This is a genomic window from Marinobacter sp. AN1 (genome assembly GCF_026013985.1).
Lineage (GTDB): Bacteria > Pseudomonadota > Gammaproteobacteria > Pseudomonadales > Oleiphilaceae > Marinobacter > Marinobacter segnicrescens.
Genome location: NZ_CP110342.1, coordinates 2,953,944 through 2,971,981, shown reverse-complemented (window position 1 = coordinate 2,971,981; position 18,038 = coordinate 2,953,944). Strand labels below are relative to the sequence as shown.

The window sequence follows — 18,038 nt, the reverse complement described above, 5'->3', positions numbered from 1 at the left end:
TACGACAATGACAACAACTTACCTTGATCTGATAAACCGTGGCGCAAAGCACTATCCGGACCGGACGGCGATCGTTTATGAAGACCAGACCTTCACATTCAAAGACGTGGACCAGCTTAGTAGTCAGCTGGCACACGCACTCTATGCGGAAGGCGCCCATCAGGGTGACCGTGTTGCCCTGTTGCTCAATAACGGCCCCTACAGCGTTCCGCTGGATTTTGCCTGCGTGAAAGCAGGCTTGAACCGCGTGCCTTTGAATGCTCGGCTTTCCGTCCAGGAACACGCTCGCATGCTCAAAGAAACCGGCGCCCAGCGTATCGTTTTCGGTGCTGATGTGACCGATCATGCAGAGGCGCTCAAGCAGGCGTTACCCGGCCTGAAGTGTCACGGGCTGGATAGCCAAATCGACGGTGGCGATGACCTGATGGCTAGCGCGCGCTCCCAGCCTACATCGGCACCAGATATCACAGTCAATGATGACGATGTCATCCTTACCCTGTTCACGTCCGGTACGACCGGAACCTTGAAGGCAGCTCAGCATACTCAGGCATCCTACGCTGGCGTATGCAAAAACGTCCTGATGAACTTGATCAACGTGGAACACGAGGACGCCATGCTCCATGCGGCGTCACTCATTCATGCCAGTGGGGTGTTCGTCCTGCCTTTCTGGCTGCGGGGTGCAAAAACCGTCATCATGAAGGCGTTTGATCCAACCGCCTTCCTGGAGCTCATTGCCCGGGAACGGATTACAGCTATCAATATGGTCCCGACCATGCTGCAGATGCTGCTCGGGCATCCGGATTTCGAGAAAACCGACGTTTCTTCATTGAAGCAGGTTATCTACGGAGCCTCGCCAATGCCGAGACCGGTCATTGAAAAGGCGATGGCGCTTTGGGGAAGAGAGCGTTTCTGGCAATACTATGGTCAGACCGAGTGTCCCCTGACCATTACCGTTCTCCGGCCGGAGGATCATGAGGGGGATTTGCTTGGTTCGTGTGGCAAGCCTTGTGTGGATGTTGAAGTGCGCCTGGTCGATGAGGCTGGTAACGACGTGCCGCACGGAGAGCCCGGTGAAATCGCCATAAAGGCGCCCTCCATGATGAAGGGGTATTACAACACCGACCACCTGAACGCTGAAATGTTTACTGACGACGGCTGGCTCCGTACGCGGGACGTGGCGATTATGGACGAGCGCGGCTTCTTGCATATGAAAGACCGCACCTCCGATATGATCATCACCGGCGGCTACAACGTCTACCCACGGGAGGTCGAGGATGTCCTTATGGAACATCCTGCGGTAGCCGAGTGTTCCGTCGTTGGCACCAAAGATGAAAAATGGGTCGAGGCGGTGACCGCGGCTATTGCGCTCAAGCCTGGTCAGGAAGTTACCGAGGCAGAGCTCATCGACTTTGTCAGCGGGCGCCTGGCCTCCTACAAGAAACCAAGGAAGGTGGTCTTCGTCGACAGTGTGCCGAAGACGGCGGTTGGAAAGCTGAACCGCAAGGCATTGCGGGATATGTTGGCGGGCTAGCCGACTCCCAGGTCAGGAGAAACCACTCGCCATGACAGCCCGGGCAAGAGTTGGCCCGGGCGTGTCCACGCTCAGTTCGATTTATTGATGAAATCGAAAGCGGCGGTATTCACCCCGTTCAAATCTGACGCACTTAAGAAGTGCTGCCCACCGAGGCGGTAGGTTTTCAGTAAGCGACCGCTTTTGTCGCTCCGGTCGCTTAATCTGACGACACATCTTGAGGGAGTGCGATCTGCAACAGAAAACAGATCAGCACGACAAGACAGTGCCGCCAGATTCAAGGAGACAGAACATGCTGGATACCATCCGATCCTGGGTGAACGAGACCAATCTGCACTTCGCAACCTCCAGGCGCCCATGCACGGAGTTCAAGGAGCTGTTTGCCGGTTATTTCCCTGAAAGTTTCCTCGCCCGGAGCTACTACGTCGAAGTGCCCGAAGTACCGTTGCCACCGCTGGAGTATGTTTCGCAGGCAGGCCTGGATGACCTGTTTGGCCAAAGTGTTGCAGGCCTGACTCTCGATGACACCTATTACCTGACGCCCTCAGCGGCCAATAACCTGCGAATTCATTTCCATGAACTGGTCCATGTGGCCCAGTGGCAGCAGCTTGGCTATCGCAACTTCATCTCTCGTTACCTGGAAGAAATTTCTATTTACGGATATGACCAGATGCCCCTGGAGCGGATGGCCTATGACCTTGATGCCCGGTTTGTTGCTGGCGGGCCGGTTGTGGATGTTCGTCAGACCGTCCGCAAACTCCTGGAAGACAACGATACGGACGTCAGTTTGCGCAGTCACGAGGAGATCGAGTAGCGATGTCGAAGCGAACCCTGGTCTGGAAGATTGGATGCCTTTATCCGGTTCCTGCAGTAACGGCAGGCGGGGATAACGAAGTGGCACTGCAGCGGAGCACTCTGACCCAGTTTTCATCTGAGATGAAACAGCTATTTTCAGGATGCCTGGTCATGACCGCTTCTCCCGACTGGCCGGCTATCTGTGTGTATTCCTCTGATCGATGGGGCCATGTGCGGACCCAGCTTGAAGCACTACCCAACATGGAGCCGGAGGCGCGGAGGCTGCAGCGGCGGATGCTAGGGCATGCCCACTCGATGGATCCTAATGAACGGTTACAGGTCTCCGCCCCGTTGGCTGAACTGGCTGGGGTGAGCGACAAGACGGAACCCTGCTGGCTGATTGGCTTCAATCCGGATACCGCAGAACTCTGGACCGAATCGAACTTGATCAGGCTTGCGGCAGGCGAGCTGGACCTGGAAAGCCATTTGATCCGATTTTTCCGTGGTGGGGTCGGGGACCACAAGGGGCGAACCTTTGAGGATATTCTGGCCCTGGAGGATTTCTGGCTAGAGCACACCCATGATGTTATTCAGTGGCTGTTCCCGATTCCAGAACGCAGCGTCCACAAGCCATCAGCGCCCGTTCTGACGGAAGGTGATCGACGTTGCTTCGCCATCGACGAACAGCTCAGGCAGCAACACAGAAGCGCCCTGGACCGGATGTTGGCATTTTACGGACTGACTCGTCGCGGCAATAAGATAGAAGCACTACCGGAGCTGAACCCCAAAGACCATATCTGGCTGAAAACCGGCGGTCACAATCATCTCAGGATATCCCGGATAATCCGGAGTCTGCAGTACTGTCACCAGCAGGAACTGGCGAAGGCAGTACAGCAGGCCTTCGTATCGATCGGCTCAGAGCGCGGGTTCGTCAGCCCAAGGAGTGTCGAGTACTGGCTCAGAGCGACGGATTAGCCGTCGTCAGTCACTTACACCGAACTTCTACCACCACGACCGTGAACGGCTCTGGGGCAAGAGCTTTTTCATTTTCGGGGTTGTCGTCTGATTCCGGAGATTTCCAGGCCGCTTTAACCGTACAGTCGACGTCGTTGACGATCTTGCCCTGGCCGATCAAGCTTTCGGAGACGATTTCCTGAAGCCTTTCGTTCCAGTCTGACATGGTGCGAGAGAGGGTGCGTTTCGTTATAAATACCAGATAGCTGGTTTCGAGTCGGCTCCCTTGCGGCACGGCGTCAGCCAAAAGAGCCAGCCGCTCGATATCCTTCTTCAGTTCAGCCAGCTTGTGGCCTTTCTTGAATTCGATAATGTGTGCAGGCCGGCCTCGTTTACGAGTAAGCAACACAAGATCAAAACGGCCGTTTTGGCGCAGTTCCGGAAAGGTCTCAAGAGCTTCCTGGTTATAATCCGGAACGCCGGCCTGTTCGAGAATCTCGGCGACGGACGCTTCCAGGTTATAACCAAAATTACTGAACCGATTGAAGAAATGCTCCCCAACCCGTGTTCCCATGAAATACTCCGGCATATCACGGAGCGGCTTTTTGCACGCATGGGAAGAGTGCTCGTGGGCAGCTTTGAGAGCATTAACAATTTCGTTGATGCGGTTTTCCCTGGATGAGCGCATTGGGTGGGCGGTCAATGTCATGTGGCTTCCTCGATAATTTTCAGATTGAACGCGATTAGCCGGGAATACCGCTGGTATTGCAACCATCTTGCTTGGTGCTGTTGAAAAAGATTGTTAAATCCATTTTGTGGGCAGGAATGCCTGAAAATGGCGGTACCTGTGATCGTGGTCTGATAGTTTTTCGCTTATCTGATCCACCAGGGTATAAAAAGAGCCGGTGCAACCAACACTATCGGAATCTTCATCCATACCGGCAAGGCCTCCCACTCCTCCCAGCCCTCGACATGGTCGTTGAAGTAGCTGATACACAGCATGGAGGCTGCAATCCAGAGCACCACATTCAGGACGAAAAGGCTAAAGATCATCGCACACCTCGCTTGATGATGAACTGGAAAGTCATGGCATTGTGCTCACTGATCGTCAGCACGTGTATGGTAACGACATCCTGGCTGCGGTTCAGGTGGAGACGTTCCACCACTGGGTTTTCATAGCGCAATTCAGTCATCCAGCGGTTATAGAAATGCTTAACCGCAGCGGTCAGGTCTCCGGTATTGGTAAGCAGTTCACAACGAATCATCGCGTCGGGTGAATGAGGTTGCTGATGGACCTGTGAATACGGGCTGAAAACAGGGTCGTCGTGAATAAGCGCGTTATAAATCTCATGCTGGAAACCGAGCATGGTCGATGCGAAGTCGTAGGACTGGGGGGTGAATCCATGTTCGACCAGAAGGTGGGTAAAGTCTGAGTGATTCAGGGTTACTCTCCTTTGCTTGCTGATTTGTCGGAAGCTTTACTTGGTATGGGTAAGAATCTAGCATGGCGTTACGACATTTTATGTCGTCTATGGTGTCGTATAGATCATGCAAGGAATCTGCTATGTCCAACACCGCCGTTCGATACCTCACCATGCTTCGGATGGTGCCCCGTTACCCGAAGTCGATCACCGCACCTGAGCTTGCGAGCCGGCTGGAGGGGCAGGGATTCTCGGTGACCATGCGTTCCATCCAGCGGGACCTGGAAAAACTGAGTGCAGATTTCCCGCTCTTGGTGGATGAAGATTCCCGCCCTTATCGTTGGTCATTCGACCGGGATGCCACCATGGACATTATCCCGGCGCTGGACCTACCTGCAGCACTCACGTTTGAGCTTGCCAGGGCTTACCTTTCTCCCATGCTGCCTCCGAGGGCCCTGTCCCATCTGAAGCCGCATTTCGACGAGGCTCACCGCACCCTGCTTCGGGAGAAAAATCCGCTTGGCCAGTGGCCAGATCGGGTAAGGGTTATCAACCGTGGCCTTGGTGGGCAACGCCCGTCGATAGACGCCGATGTACTGGAAGCGGTGACGGAAGCCTTGCTGCGGGAATATCAATGTCAACTGACTTACCAGGCCCGGAACTGGCCAGAGCCGGAAGAAATCGTGGTGCACCCATATGGGCTAATCTTCCGCGACCCGAACGTCTACCTCATCGGTACTATCGAAGGCCGGGAAGGGATTCGCCAGCTGGTTCTGCACAGGGCGACAGCGGGGGCCGTCGTGGAAGAGCCCACGGTTCGCCCGGATGACTTCGACCTGGATCTGTACATCCGCTCGGGTGCCATGGGGATTCTCAAGTCAGAGCAACCGGTATACCTCAAGCTGCGCTGCGACAGGCCGGTGCTGAATCACCTGATTGAATCCCCATTGGGCTTTGATCAGCTGACCAAAGAACTTGACGACAAGACCTTCGAAATTGCCGTTACCGTAGGCGATACACAGGATTTACGCTGGTGGCTGACGGCCCAGGCCGTACATTGCGATATTCTGGAGCCAGCGTGGCTGAGGCAGGAGATCGAGACCACGCTGGAGCAGGGGCTAGGGCGAGTCCGGCAGGAGCCGTAAGCTCTTTGCGGGCTTCCAAAGCTCTGCAGTAACGGGCTGGGAGAGGTGGGTTATCCGAGACGCCGCAGCGCCTCTTCCCGGGCAACTGTCCAACTGGCATCGTCCGTAGGTAACCCATTGGCACCAAGCGGAGGTACTCCAAGCTTTTGGCGGCGTGAATTTACCTCGGCGGTGTAATCCGCACTCATGGGATTGATTCCCTGGCGGCGGTCATTGGCGTCAGCAATGGAGTCCATCATTGCGTCGTACTCTTCCGGAAACAGCTCGAAATGAATCTTGTTGATCATCTCCTCGAGCTGGTCCAGCTTGCGACTTTCCTCCTCAGAAAGTCCTTTGCGTTCCTCGATGCGCTTCTTGAGCATTTCTTTTTCTGCACGGTTCATCGCTTGCTCCTTGTGATTATTTGACTGCTATAAGGCTAGAACAGCAGTGCGACGCACTGTGTCGCAGGATGCCGTTAAGATGCTCCGGTAAGAGCGGTGAAGAGCGGGTGTTTCTCAATGTAAACAATGGTTACGTGTGCTTGGAATCGACGCTTCCTTCAAGCAATATTACTTATACTCCGAATGAAGCGCAGCCTAACTTTCAAGCATAGACAATGGCAGTCGCGCAGGAACAACCACCAGGCAAGGACGAGCGATGTACGACCTGATCGGCGATATTCATGGCCACGCAACCGAACTTAAAGCCCTCCTAACCAAGATGGATTACCGAGAAACAGACGGTGTGTGGCAGCACCCGGAGCGCAAAGTCATCTTCCTGGGGGATTTTGTTGATCGCGGTCCAGAGCAGGTGGAAACCGTTACCATTGCCCGTAACATGGTCGAGGGCGGCCAGGCTCTGGCTGTGATGGGCAATCACGAGTTCAACGCGGTGACCTGGGTCACTGCTGACCCGCAAAACCCTGGTGAGTATCTCCGCCCCCATATCGATAAGAACCTGAAACAGCACAGAGAATTTCTGGAACAAGTTGTCGAGGGCAGCGAACTGCACCACAGCATGATTGAGTGGTTCAAAACCTTGCCGGTTTATCTGGATCTACCGGAATTCCGCGTAGTCCACGCATGCTGGCACCCGGAACACCTGGCGGCGATCGCCGATTACACCGATTCAGACAACCGGCTACTGCCAGGTGCCTGGGAAGCAGCAAGCCGAGAGGGTTCCGCGGCTTATGAGGCGATTGAAGCCCTGCTTAAAGGCCTGGAAGTGCCGCTACCCGGAGATCACCACTTTTTCGACAAGTATCAGCAAAAGCGCACCAATATCCGCACAAAATGGTGGCAGCAGGGTGAGTTAACCTATCGTGACTTGGCCATGGTGCCTGGCAATGTAATCGACCAAATTCCTCATGAACCGGTGGTAGCTGACGTTTTGCCAGGGTACGACGGCGAGAAGCCGGTGTTTGTCGGGCACTACTGGATGTCCGGAGAGCCGGCGCCGTTGAACGAGCATGTTGCTTGCCTGGATTATAGTGTCGCGGGTGACAAGGGTGGGAAGCTTTGCGCCTATAGGTATGGATCGGAAAAAGAACTTAAGGCGGACAATTTCGAATGGATTGCGAGGGTCTGAATTGGGCCGGGAAGACTTTCTATGCAGCTTAGTTGCAAACCTCAAACACCCATGAAAACAATCACCTGAAATGTAAAAAATCACTAATCTCTCTTCACCTTTGCAACCTGATAGACCATTATCCAGCTAACTAAACGGTAACCTTTTAAAGCGACAGAGGATGTCGGAGCCAGCAGCTACCCTCCAGGCATCCACGTCAGTAAATACAGTCGGGAAGGGCACATGTCTTCACTCTACGCACCAGGCGCCAGAGTACTCATCCGGGATTGCGAATGGATCGTCCGTCGCGCAGATGCCAGTGATGACGGCGGTTACGTCCTCACCGTAGACGGCCTGTCGGAACTGGTGAACGGCAAAAGCGCCCGTTTCCTCACCAAGCTGGAAGAGCAGGCCGATGCCATCCGCGTGCTGGACCCGGCGGAAACCCGCTTTGAGCAAGACCTGACCCCCGGCTTTGAAAAAAGCCGCCTGTTTATCGAAACCCAGCTGCGCCAGATCACCCCGGCGGACGAGAAAATCCACCTCGGCCATAAAGCCGCGATGGACCCGGTGCCTTACCAGTTGGACCCGGCCCTGCAGGCCCTGAAACAGAACCGCCAACGTATTTTGATTGCCGATGCCGTGGGCCTGGGTAAAACCCTGGAAGCCGGAATATTGATGACGGAGCTGATGCGCCGGGGCCGCGGCAAGCGCATCCTCGTGCTCACCCTCAAAAGCATGATGACCCAGTTCCAGAAAGAAATGTGGAACCGCTTTACCATCCCGCTCACGCGACTGGATTCGGCCGGCCTGCAACGGGTGCGTAATCACATTCCGGGCAACCACAACCCCTTCTACTATTACGACAAGTCGATCATCTCCATCGACACCCTCAAGCAGGACAACGAATACCGCCGGCATCTGGAAAAGGCCTATTGGGACATCATCGTTATCGACGAAGTCCACAACGTGGCCGAGCGGGGCAGCAGTTCCCAGCGGGCGCAACTGGCGCAATTGCTCAGTGGCCGGTCAGACACCCTGATCATGCTTTCCGCCACGCCCCACGACGGCAAGGCGCGGTCTTTCGCCAGCCTGATGAACATGCTGGACCCAACGGCCATTTCCGACCCGGACGATTACGCCAAAGAAGATTTCCGGGACAAAGGCCTGGTGATCCGCCGCTTCAAGAAAGACATTCGGGACCAGGTGCAGCAGGAATTCAAAGAGCGGGTAGTAAACGACATCTACCTGAACGCCAGCCCGGAAGAAGAAGCCGCCTACCAGTCACTGCTGGACGTGCCCTTCACCTACCGGGGCGAGCACAGCGCCTCAAAAAATGGCCAGCTGGTGCGCATCGGCCTGCAAAAAGCCATCTTCAGCTCTCCGGCTGCGGCGGAAGTGTCTGTACAGCAACGCATCAAAAGGCTGGAAAGCAAGCCAGACATCAGTGAAGACGAACAACAGGAAATCCAGGCCCTCAACAGCCTGCTGCTGTCGCTGCGTAACATTACCCCGGCCAACTTCCACAAATACCGGGACTTGCTGAACCTGCTCAGCAGCAAGGATTACGGCTGGAAGAAAACAGATACCGAAGACCGCCTGGTGATCTTCAGCGAACGCATCGAAACCCTCAACTGGCTGCACAGCCAGCTGCAAGGTGACCTCAAGCTCAAAGACGATGCCATCCGTATTCTGCACGGCGGCATGGGCGACCTCGAACAGCAGGAAATCGTCGAAGAGTTCGGCAAACCGGAAAGCAAGCTCCGCGTACTGCTGTGTTCCGACGTGGCCTCTGAGGGCATCAACCTGCATTACCTCTCGCACCGGCTGGTGCATTTCGATTTGCCCTGGTCGCTCATGGTGTTCCAGCAGCGCAACGGCCGGGTAGACCGCTACGGCCAGGAACAAACGCCGATCATCACCTATCTGATCAACCAGAGCGACAACCCCAAAGTACGTGGCGACCAGCGCATACTGGAAATCCTCAAAGAGAAAGACGAGCAGGCCTACAAAAACATCGGCGACCCGGCCACCTTTATGAAAGTGCACGACGCCGAAGCCGAGGAAGCCCTCACCATGGAAGCCATGGCCGAAGGCACCGATGCCAAAGCCTTTGATGACAAATACCAGGCCGACGACAGCAACGAAGGCGACGACTTACTGGCTCTGTTCCTGAACCCCGAGGCCGCACAACCGAAAACCGAGGAAGAAGCGGAGCAATACATCGTAGAGCGCTACAGCCTGTTCCCCAGCGACTACGAATTCGCCCGCCAGGCGCTGGAAGCCATCAACCGCGAGCGCAGGCAGGTGCATTTTACCGCCAACAACGACAAGCAAACCCTCACGCTCACGCCGCCGGATGACCTGGACTACCGCTTCCGCTTCCTGCCGCCGGAAATCCGCCCGGTAGACGGCAGCCTGGTACTCACCGCAGACAAAGCCCGGTTTGAAAACGAAATCCGCCGCAGCCGGCAGGATGAAAACGCCTGGCCCAAACTCCATTACCTCTGGCCCCAGCACCCGGCCATCCAGTGGCTACAAGACAAATTGCTGGCCCAGGTAGCCCGCCACAGCGCGCCTGTGCTGGCCCTGCCGGATACCGATGCCGTAAAACAGGCCCTGCAACCGGGCGAATCCGTATTCCTGGTCAGCGGGCTGATCCCCAACCGCAAGGCCCACCCGGTGATCTGGGAGTGGTTCGCCATCAAAACCCGCCAGGGCGAAGTAACAGCGGTAGAGCCGGCTGAACACTGGCTGCAAAGCCTGCAACTGGACAACAAACTGCCCAATCGCGCCCAGCCGATCAATATCAGCGAACTGGAAGCCCTGCGTCAGCCCGTTATCAACGCCGCCAAGGCAGAAATGCACCGGCGCCAGCAGGCCTATACGGAACAGAAGAGCGACGAGCTGGCAGACCAACTGCAGGCGCTGGAAGCACTCCAGCAGCGGCAGGTAAAACAGATAGAACTCCAACTGGAAAAATCCGCCCAGGCGGAACACTTCAAAGCCGCCAGAAGGGAAGAGCGCATCGGGCGAATAGAACGGGTGTTCGATGAATACCAGGCCTGGGTACGGGATACCCTCACCATCGAGCCCGTGCCGTTCATCCAGATCATCGCCGTATTCACCCGTGAAGCCGGGGAGTAAGTATAACCATGGCCGTACAAGACACCGCCGCCACCTTCATCGGTTTAACCAACGACAACGAATTCTTCAGCGCCCACTACCTGGCCGAAGTGTTCCAGGGTGACTTTGCCGACACCATCAAAGACTGGGATGCCCGCGAAGAGCAGGCCAAAGAGGCCGGGACAGAATACACCACGCCCCACCGCGCCCTGCGCAACCTCAACCAGACCTACTTCGCCCTGCGCCACAAGCTCAAAACCGAGCGCAGCGCCGCCGAGCGTATTCGCCTGCAGCGGGACTTCTTCAAAGACCTGCTGGGCACCCTGGGCATTCCATACCAGCCAGAAAACCGCACCATTGCCCCCAACACCGAGTTGCCCGTGCTCAGCACCCTGGGCGACCAGCTGTGGGTACTGGGCGCGCTGGATGCCAACAACGAAGGGGAAGACCCGCTCTCCCTGCAACTGCACAGCAACCAGTTCTTCGGCCCCGGCCCGCACCACGACAAACTGAAAAACACCAGCTGGTACAGCATCCTCAACGAAGCCGTATTCCGCCAGCTGGCAGGCCATAACGACAACCCGCCGCGCTGGGTACTGCTCATCAGCGACCGCCAGGGCATATTGATCGACCGCTACAAATGGTCGCAAAACCGCATGCTGCGCTTCGACTGGGAAGAAATCCTCGGCCGGCGCGACGACAAAACCCTCAAGGCCACCGCCGTGCTCCTGCACCGGGAAAGCCTTGCTCCGGACGAAGGCCAATGCCGCCTCGACAGCCTGGACGAAAACAGCCACAAACACGCGTTTGCGGTCTCCGACGACCTGAAATACGCCCTGCGCCAGGCCATCGAACTGCTGGGTAACGAAGCCGCCGAACAACTCATTGAACAGGCCCGCGACCGCAAGGAAGGCATCTACAGCGGCAGCAACGCCCTGGATGCCGACCAGCTCTCCAAGGAATGCCTGCGCACCATGTACCGCATTCTGTTCCTGTTCTACATCGAAGCGCGGCCAGAACTGGGCTACCTGCCGGCCGAAGACGAAACCTGGCGCATGGGCTACAGCCTCGACAGCCTGCGCGACCTGGAAAGCGTGCGCTTGACCACCGAAGAAAGCCGCAAGGGCCACTACTTCCACTACAGCCTGCAGCGCATGTTCACGCTGATCTACGAAGGCAATCAGGTTAGCCGGCAGAAAGACGACCTGCATGAAAGCACAGCCAACGCCTTCACCCTGCAAGGCCTGGACAGCCACCTGTTCGACCCGGCCAAAACCCCGCTGCTGAACCGCGTCACCTTCAGCAACGAAACCCTGCAGCAGGTCATCCAGAGCATGTCGCTAACCCGGCCAACCAAAGGTAAAAAGCGCCGGGGCCGCGTGAGCTACACCCAGCTTGGCATTAACCAATTGGGTGCCGTATACGAAGCCCTGCTCAGCTACCGCGGCTTCTTCGCCACCGAAGACCTGTACGAAGTAGCCCCCAAGGGCCAGAACATCAACCCGGACGAACTGGACACCGGCTACTTCGTCACCCAAAGCCAGCTGGACGAATTCGACGACAAAGAGCGCGTGTACGACCTGGACAGCGACCGCCGCAAAACCCTGCGCGTGCACCCCAAAGGCAAGTTCATCTACCGCATGGCTGGGCGCGACCGGGAAAAATCCGCCAGTTACTACACCCCGGAAGTGCTCACCAAAAGCCTGGTGAAATACACCCTCAAAGAACGCCTGACGGACGAGGTAACGGCAGACGACATCCTCGACTTAACGGTATGCGAACCCGCCATGGGCAGCGCGGCCTTCCTCAACGAAGCCGTGAACCAGCTGGCGGAAGCCTACTTAACCCGCAAACAGCAAGAGCAGGGCGAACGCATCCCCCACGAGGATTACCAGCGGGAACTGCAGCGGGTAAAAATGCACATCGCCGACCACAACGTGTACGGGGTAGACCTGAACCCCATTGCCGTGGAACTGGCGGAAGTGTCCCTGTGGCTGAACGCCCTCAGCGGCGGCCACAACGTACCCTGGTTCGGCTACCAGCTCTTTACCGGCAACAGCCTGATCGGCGCCCGCCGCGAGGTGTACCCGAAGATCGCCCTGAAAAAACAGGCCAAAGAAGGCTACTGGTACAACAACGCCCCGCGCCGGCTAAACCCGGAAACCCTGCAGAACCCCGCAGGCGAGGGCGGCCGCAGCGAAAACGACATCTATCACTTCCTGCTACCCGACCCCGGCATGGCCGGCTACAACGACAAAGTGGCCAAACAACTCCGCCCGGATGCCTTCAAGAAAATAAAAGACTGGAAAAAAGACTTCTGCGCCCCGCTGGACCAGCAGGAAATCAAAACCCTGCAAAGCCTGAGCGATGCCGTAGACCGCCTGTGGCGCGAACACACCCAGATGCTGGAACAACACCGCCGGCGCACCGAAGACACCTACCCCCTGTGGGGCCAGGAGCAGGTGGAAGAACACCACACCACCACCCGGGAAAAAGACAACCTGCGGGCACACGGCATCTTCAACACCAACGCCCGCATCGCCTCCCCATACCGCCGCCTGAAACTGGCCATGGATTACTGGTGCGCCCTCTGGTTCTGGCCTCTGGACAAAGTGGACGAACTGCCGGACCGGCAGAAATGGCTGTTCGACCTGAACACCATCCTCAACAGCGCCGGCACCTTTGAGTTTGCGCCGGAACAGGAAAGCCTGCTGGGCGCCACCTCAAACCCGGAAACTGCCACCCCGGAAAACGAAAAGCCGGCAGAGCAGGGCGAAGACTTGTTTGCCAAGCCGGTAGACGACCTGTTCGCCGCCGACGAGCCCCAGCAAACCCTGCGCGCCGAAACCCAGGCCGCCCGCGAAGTCAGCAACCAGCGCGGCGAACTCAACCTGGAAAAGCTATTCAAAAACCCGTTCTTCAATACCCTGGCGATTGCCAATGAACTGGGTGAACACTACCGCTTTTTCCACTGGGAACTGGCCTTCGCCGACATCTTTGCCAAGCGCGGCGGCTTCGACATCACCCTGGGTAACCCGCCCTGGCGCAAAGTGGAATGGCAGGAAGGCGGCATCCTCGGCGACCACAACCCGGCCTTTGTGCTGCACAAACTCAGCGCCAAGCAACTGACCGATGAGCGCGAAGCCGCCTTCGAGCGCAGCCCCCAATTGCAGCAGGCATGGTTTGACGAACTGGCAGAAGCGGAAGGCTCGCAGGCATTCTTGAATGCCACCCAGAACTACCCGCAGCTCAAGGGTGTGCAGACCAACCTCTACAAATGCTTCCTGCCCCGGGCCTGGGCCAATGTAAACGGGCAGGGCGTGAGTGGCTTCCTGCATCCGGAAGGGATTTACGACGATCCCAAGGGTGGAGGATTTCGACGGGAGGTATATCGGCGGTTGCGAGGGCACTTCCAGTTCCAGAACCAACGGATTCTTTTTCCGATTGGCGACCGCGTTAAGTTCAGCACCAATGTCTATGGGCCAGTGCGCGAGGTGCCCAGCTTCAATAACATTGCCAACCTGTTTGTTCCGCAAACAATTGATGCGGCTTTTGCCCATGATGGACAAGGTATGGTTGGTGGTATCAAGGACGATGAAACCGGTGACTGGAACCAGAAAGGTCACCGTGACCGCATTCTCGAAATTGGCCAGCATGAATTGGCCCTGTTCGCCCAGCTCTACGACGAAGCCGGTACCGATGCCCTGGAAGCCCGCCTGCCGGCCCTGCATGCCCGGCAGCTCACCAACGTACTGGAAAAATTCGCCGCCCAGCCCCGGCGGCTGGGGGATCTGAAAGGGCAGTACTTCTCGACGGTAATGTTCGACGAAACCTACGCCCAGCGTGACGGCACCATCAAGCGCGATACCCAGTTCCCGGAAAACCCGGAACAATGGATACTCTCCGGCCCCCATTTCTTCGTCGGCAGCCCGCTCTACAAAACCCCGCGGGCAGTCTGCACCGAGAAAGGCCACTACGACATCCTCGACCTGCAAACCCTGCCGGACGACTACCTGCCGCGCACCAACTACATCCCCGCCTGCGACCCCGCCACCTACCGTGACCGCACTCCGCGCGTGCCTTGGGTGGACGAGGGCGAGCACCGGAACGGATTGGTGACGGATTATTACCGTTTAGCGTTGAGAGCGATGATTAGTATCGGGGCGGAAAAGGGGCTGGTGCCCGCTTTGATACCGCCGGGTATCGGACATACCAACGGCGTGCGGACATACAGTTTCACCGATCAGGACTTGTTGATCTTGGTAGCTGGAGCCTGTTATTCGCTTGTTTACGATTTCATGATGAAACTGTCTGGGCGTACGAACCTTCACCAAAGTATTGAGGACTACGCTCTACCCGGTAGGCTGCGCGGTGATAGTCGTTTGACTGTTCGAGTCCTTGGCCTATCCACGCTAACTAGTTATTACGCTGATCTCTGGCAATCCAACTGGCAAGACAATTTCTGCCAACAACACTGGGCCACCCGCGAACCCATCGCAGCGCTGCCCCAGGACTTCTTCGCCAACCTCACCCCCGAGTGGCAACGCAACAACGCCCTGCGCACCGACTACGCCCGCCGCCAGGCCCTGGTAGAAATCGACGTCCTCGTCGCCCAGGCCCTAGGCCTCACGCTGGAAGAACTGCTCACCATCTACCGCGTCCAGTTCCCCGTCATGCGCCAGTACGAAGCCGAAACCTTCTACGATCAGACCGGCCGCATCGTCTTTACCCCCAGCAAAGGCCTGGTTGGCGTAGGTTTGCCCAGAAAAGCCAACAAGAAGGAACTCAACGAAGGCACCTTCTACTGCATAGACACACCAGAAAGAAAAGGCTCTCCACAAGAACCGGGCATCGCCCTCGGCTGGGAAGACATCCAGCACCTGCAGGAAGGCAGCGTGTACAAAACCTATATGGACGACACGCTCCCCGGTGGGCCGGTGGAGCGGACAGTGGAATACAAAGCGCCGTTCTTCCGGCCGGATCGGGAGGAGGATTATCGGGTGGCTTGGGAAATTTTTGAGGTGAAACCATGATTCTATTCGCACTGCAAGATGAAATTAAAACTCTGATTGAACGGCAACAGGGATTGATGCGTAGGCTTAGGAATGAGGAGGCTATTTGGCAGCAGCAGGAAACCACTGCCATGCTGTCACCCGCTGAACTTGATCGGCAATTGGCAGCCCTGAGCAGTGACACTGTAAAGGTTCAGGCACTTGAGTCGACCATTGCGGTGATAGGCACCATGAAGGCGGGCAAATCGACCACAATCAATGCGCTAGTTGGCACTGAAGTATTGCCCCATCGCTTGACTGCCATGACCACCCTGCCGACCCTGATCCGCCATAAACCCGGTCAAAGAGAGCCTCTGCTGAGGCTGCCAAAGGTTGAGGTATTCAAGGCATTACTCAATGAAGTGATAGCGAAACTGCCAGCAGTGGATGATCACGTCAGCGACTTGTCAAAGATAGCTGACGCACTGAAAACCGTAAAAGCTGGGGCTGACGATATTCGTCAGGAATATGTCGGCAAGGACGCTATCCATCAGGCACTGTTTCTGATCAACGATACCTTCCGCCTGGCTGGCCACGACAGTTTCGGGGTTAACCTTGACAATTACCTGCAGCATTTTACCGATATCAGCAGTTTGCCAACGGTAGAGGTCGAGTTCCGGTGTCTGGCTGGCAAACCGGAATCTGTGCATAACGGTTCATTGGCGTTGCTGGATACGCCGGGTCCGAATGAGGCCGGTCAGAGTAAAGTACTCAAGCGTATTCTGGCAGAGCAGATTGAGAAAAATGCTTCGATGGTGCTGCTGGTGATGAACTACACCCAGCTGGATACTGAGCAGGATGCGGAAATCAGAAAACACATCAAGGGTATTAAGGAAGTTTTCAGAGAACGCTCCTTCGTGGTGGTGAATCGGTTTGATGAGAAAAAACATAATGATCTCGACGCAGATCAAACCAAAAAGAAGGCCAGCGATTTGCTGAATGAAAGTGTTGATGATGAGTTTATAACCCCCAGCGAGGTTTTTCCGGTCTCGTCACACTATGCCTTCATTGTGGAAAGGGTTAGGCAGCAAATTGAACAAGGTGTGGCAATTTCAGACTTCATAAAAAGCGAGCTAAACAAAGACTTTATCAAGGCTGCGTTTGGGGAGTTGGATGAGGATGAGGTTGAGGAGCTGACTTACAAACAGATCAACAGCAAAAGTGACCGTTTGCTCAAACGCTCAGGGTACGAGGCTTTTACCAAAAACATGCTGGAAAAGGCCTACACCAAAGCCGGCGAGAGCAGCTTGCAAGCTGCGTTGGCACGGCTGAAGGATAATGCAGGCAAGATTGATCGTTTCTCGGCTTCGGTACGAGGTGGTCTGGCGCAGGAAATGGATGAATTGTCGGGTAGCATCGACAGAACCAAAGCCCTGGTCGAGAGTATTCAGTCGGTCTACGGGAAACTGGATGAGGTCAAGGGCGTTGGTATTTCTGAGTACCGCGCCAACGCCAGCAGCGCGCTTAAAGAGCACGTGGGGATTGTGAAGGAGAAAATAGGTAAAGAGTTCAGTGCAGAAAGGACCAAGCAGCTCGAAAAGCTGCAGAATGCACTGGAACACAAATCCAGTGAGAAAAAGGGGCAACGCGAGCGTGACTGGCTCGGAAGAGAAAATAAAGACTTCCAGCTAATTGAAAATGAACTGAAAAACCTCCGCGCAGAAATTACAAAGCACTCGCAGGCTGGTGACGGCGTGCTTGATTTTGGTGAGAACCGACAAGACGCATTGAATTTCAGCAGTAATGCGAGTGCAGTTGTCAATTCGCTGTTGTCGTCAATGGTCGATTCATTGCAGCAACAGTTGAATGACCTTGAAGATAGAACCCAGCAAAAGATTCAGGTTGAGTTGTTTGGGCAGCTGGAAAGGTTATGCAGTGACTATGAGAGAGAGATGAAAACTAAAGGCTTCGAGTTCAACGTCAGCCTAGCGGAAAGCTTTTGCCTTGATGTGCTCGCAGACTCAACCTTCGACCTAGATCCGTCTAGTGCAATAGAGGGATATAGCGAAACTGTTGTAGAAACAAAGAGAAAAAGGGTTTTGCGCGATGGCTGGGTTCACAAAACATTAAAAGTGCTGAGCTTCGGATTCCGAGATGACTACGAAGATAAAGTCGTTGCCAAAACGAGAGAGGTAAAAAGATATAGGGTTGTTCTGGATGACTATGTGAGGGAGGCAGAGCAGCTTGCAGATGCATTCTATAAAGATATTGAAGGCAAGCTTTCAAAGCAGTTTGAGGACAAGCTTGTTCCTGCGGTTGACGATGTATTTTCCGATGTCATGTTAGATGTAATGGGCATTGAGGAGGCGCTGAATAATTCAAAAAAGTTGAAGGCTGAAAGTGTATCCATCATCGCTAGCATCAAAGAAATGATGGAACAGGTGAAAAGCGATAACCTGACCCACTTAAAGCGAATTGGCGTTGCATTACGAGGCATTGAATCGCTGGCCCGGTGAAGGTAGGAGTT

At 55.7% G+C, this 18,038-nt stretch carries 12 protein-coding genes; 8 read left to right on the top strand and 4 right to left on the bottom strand.

Annotated features, from left to right (window positions below; genetic code table 11):
• The first annotated feature begins 7 nt into the window (after window positions 1–7).
• From LJ360_RS13600 to LJ360_RS13590, 3 genes are all read left to right on the top strand, one after another.
• Window positions 8–1,531: a class I adenylate-forming enzyme family protein gene (locus LJ360_RS13600; RefSeq protein WP_264994281.1), complete on the top strand. Its 1,524-nt coding sequence runs from the start codon at window positions 8–10 to the stop codon at window positions 1,529–1,531.
• 292 nt (window positions 1,532–1,823) lie between these two features.
• Entirely contained in the window at window positions 1,824–2,345 is a 522-nt protein-coding gene (locus LJ360_RS13595; RefSeq protein ID WP_264994280.1) for a hypothetical protein, read from the top strand.
• A 152-nt stretch (window positions 2,346–2,497) separates the two neighbouring features.
• Window positions 2,498–3,301, top strand: coding sequence for an opioid growth factor receptor-related protein (locus LJ360_RS13590; RefSeq protein WP_264994279.1), 804 nt, complete (start codon window positions 2,498–2,500; stop codon window positions 3,299–3,301).
• A gap of 10 nt (window positions 3,302–3,311) precedes the next feature.
• Here LJ360_RS13590 and LJ360_RS13585 read toward each other — a convergent pair whose 3' ends face one another.
• The 3 genes from LJ360_RS13585 to LJ360_RS13575 form a co-directional block, all read right to left on the bottom strand.
• Window positions 3,312–3,989 (bottom strand): hypothetical protein, encoded by a 678-nt coding sequence (locus LJ360_RS13585; RefSeq protein WP_264994278.1) that lies wholly within the window; start codon window positions 3,987–3,989, stop codon window positions 3,312–3,314.
• Between the two features lie 164 nt (window positions 3,990–4,153).
• Window positions 4,154–4,333 carry a hypothetical protein gene (locus tag LJ360_RS13580; protein ID WP_264994277.1) on the bottom strand — a complete coding sequence of 60 codons (180 nt, stop codon included), beginning with the start codon at window positions 4,331–4,333 and terminating at the stop codon, window positions 4,154–4,156.
• Window positions 4,330–4,647, bottom strand: coding sequence for a hypothetical protein (locus LJ360_RS13575; protein WP_264994276.1), 318 nt, complete (start codon window positions 4,645–4,647; stop codon window positions 4,330–4,332). The genes LJ360_RS13580 and LJ360_RS13575 overlap by 4 nt, the downstream gene beginning before the upstream one ends.
• Before the next feature lie 197 nt (window positions 4,648–4,844).
• Between LJ360_RS13575 and LJ360_RS13570 the strand changes: the two genes are divergently transcribed.
• A complete protein-coding gene (locus LJ360_RS13570; protein WP_264994275.1) occupies window positions 4,845–5,846 on the top strand; it encodes a helix-turn-helix transcriptional regulator in 1,002 nt (333 codons plus the stop codon).
• Between the two features lie 50 nt (window positions 5,847–5,896).
• Here LJ360_RS13570 and LJ360_RS13565 read toward each other — a convergent pair whose 3' ends face one another.
• Complete coding sequence (locus LJ360_RS13565; RefSeq protein ID WP_264994274.1) at window positions 5,897–6,229, bottom strand: hypothetical protein; 333 nt, start codon at window positions 6,227–6,229, stop codon at window positions 5,897–5,899.
• A gap of 256 nt (window positions 6,230–6,485) precedes the next feature.
• On the opposite strand from LJ360_RS13565, the gene LJ360_RS13560 reads away from it, so the two are divergent.
• The 4 genes from LJ360_RS13560 to LJ360_RS13545 all read left to right on the top strand — a co-directional run bounded on the left by LJ360_RS13560 (window position 6,486) and on the right by LJ360_RS13545 (window position 18,027).
• Entirely contained in the window at window positions 6,486–7,415 is a 930-nt protein-coding gene (locus LJ360_RS13560; RefSeq protein ID WP_264994273.1) for a metallophosphoesterase, read from the top strand.
• Between the two features lie 222 nt (window positions 7,416–7,637).
• Window positions 7,638–10,541, top strand: a complete 2,904-nt coding sequence (locus LJ360_RS13555; RefSeq protein ID WP_264994272.1) for a DEAD/DEAH box helicase — start codon at window positions 7,638–7,640, stop codon at window positions 10,539–10,541.
• A gap of 8 nt (window positions 10,542–10,549) precedes the next feature.
• Complete coding sequence (locus tag LJ360_RS13550) at window positions 10,550–15,553, top strand: hypothetical protein (RefSeq protein WP_264994271.1); 5,004 nt, start codon at window positions 10,550–10,552, stop codon at window positions 15,551–15,553.
• Window positions 15,550–18,027: a dynamin family protein gene (locus tag LJ360_RS13545; protein WP_264994270.1), complete on the top strand. Its 2,478-nt coding sequence runs from the start codon at window positions 15,550–15,552 to the stop codon at window positions 18,025–18,027. The genes LJ360_RS13550 and LJ360_RS13545 overlap by 4 nt, the downstream gene beginning before the upstream one ends.
• The last annotated feature ends 11 nt before the right edge of the window (window positions 18,028–18,038 follow it).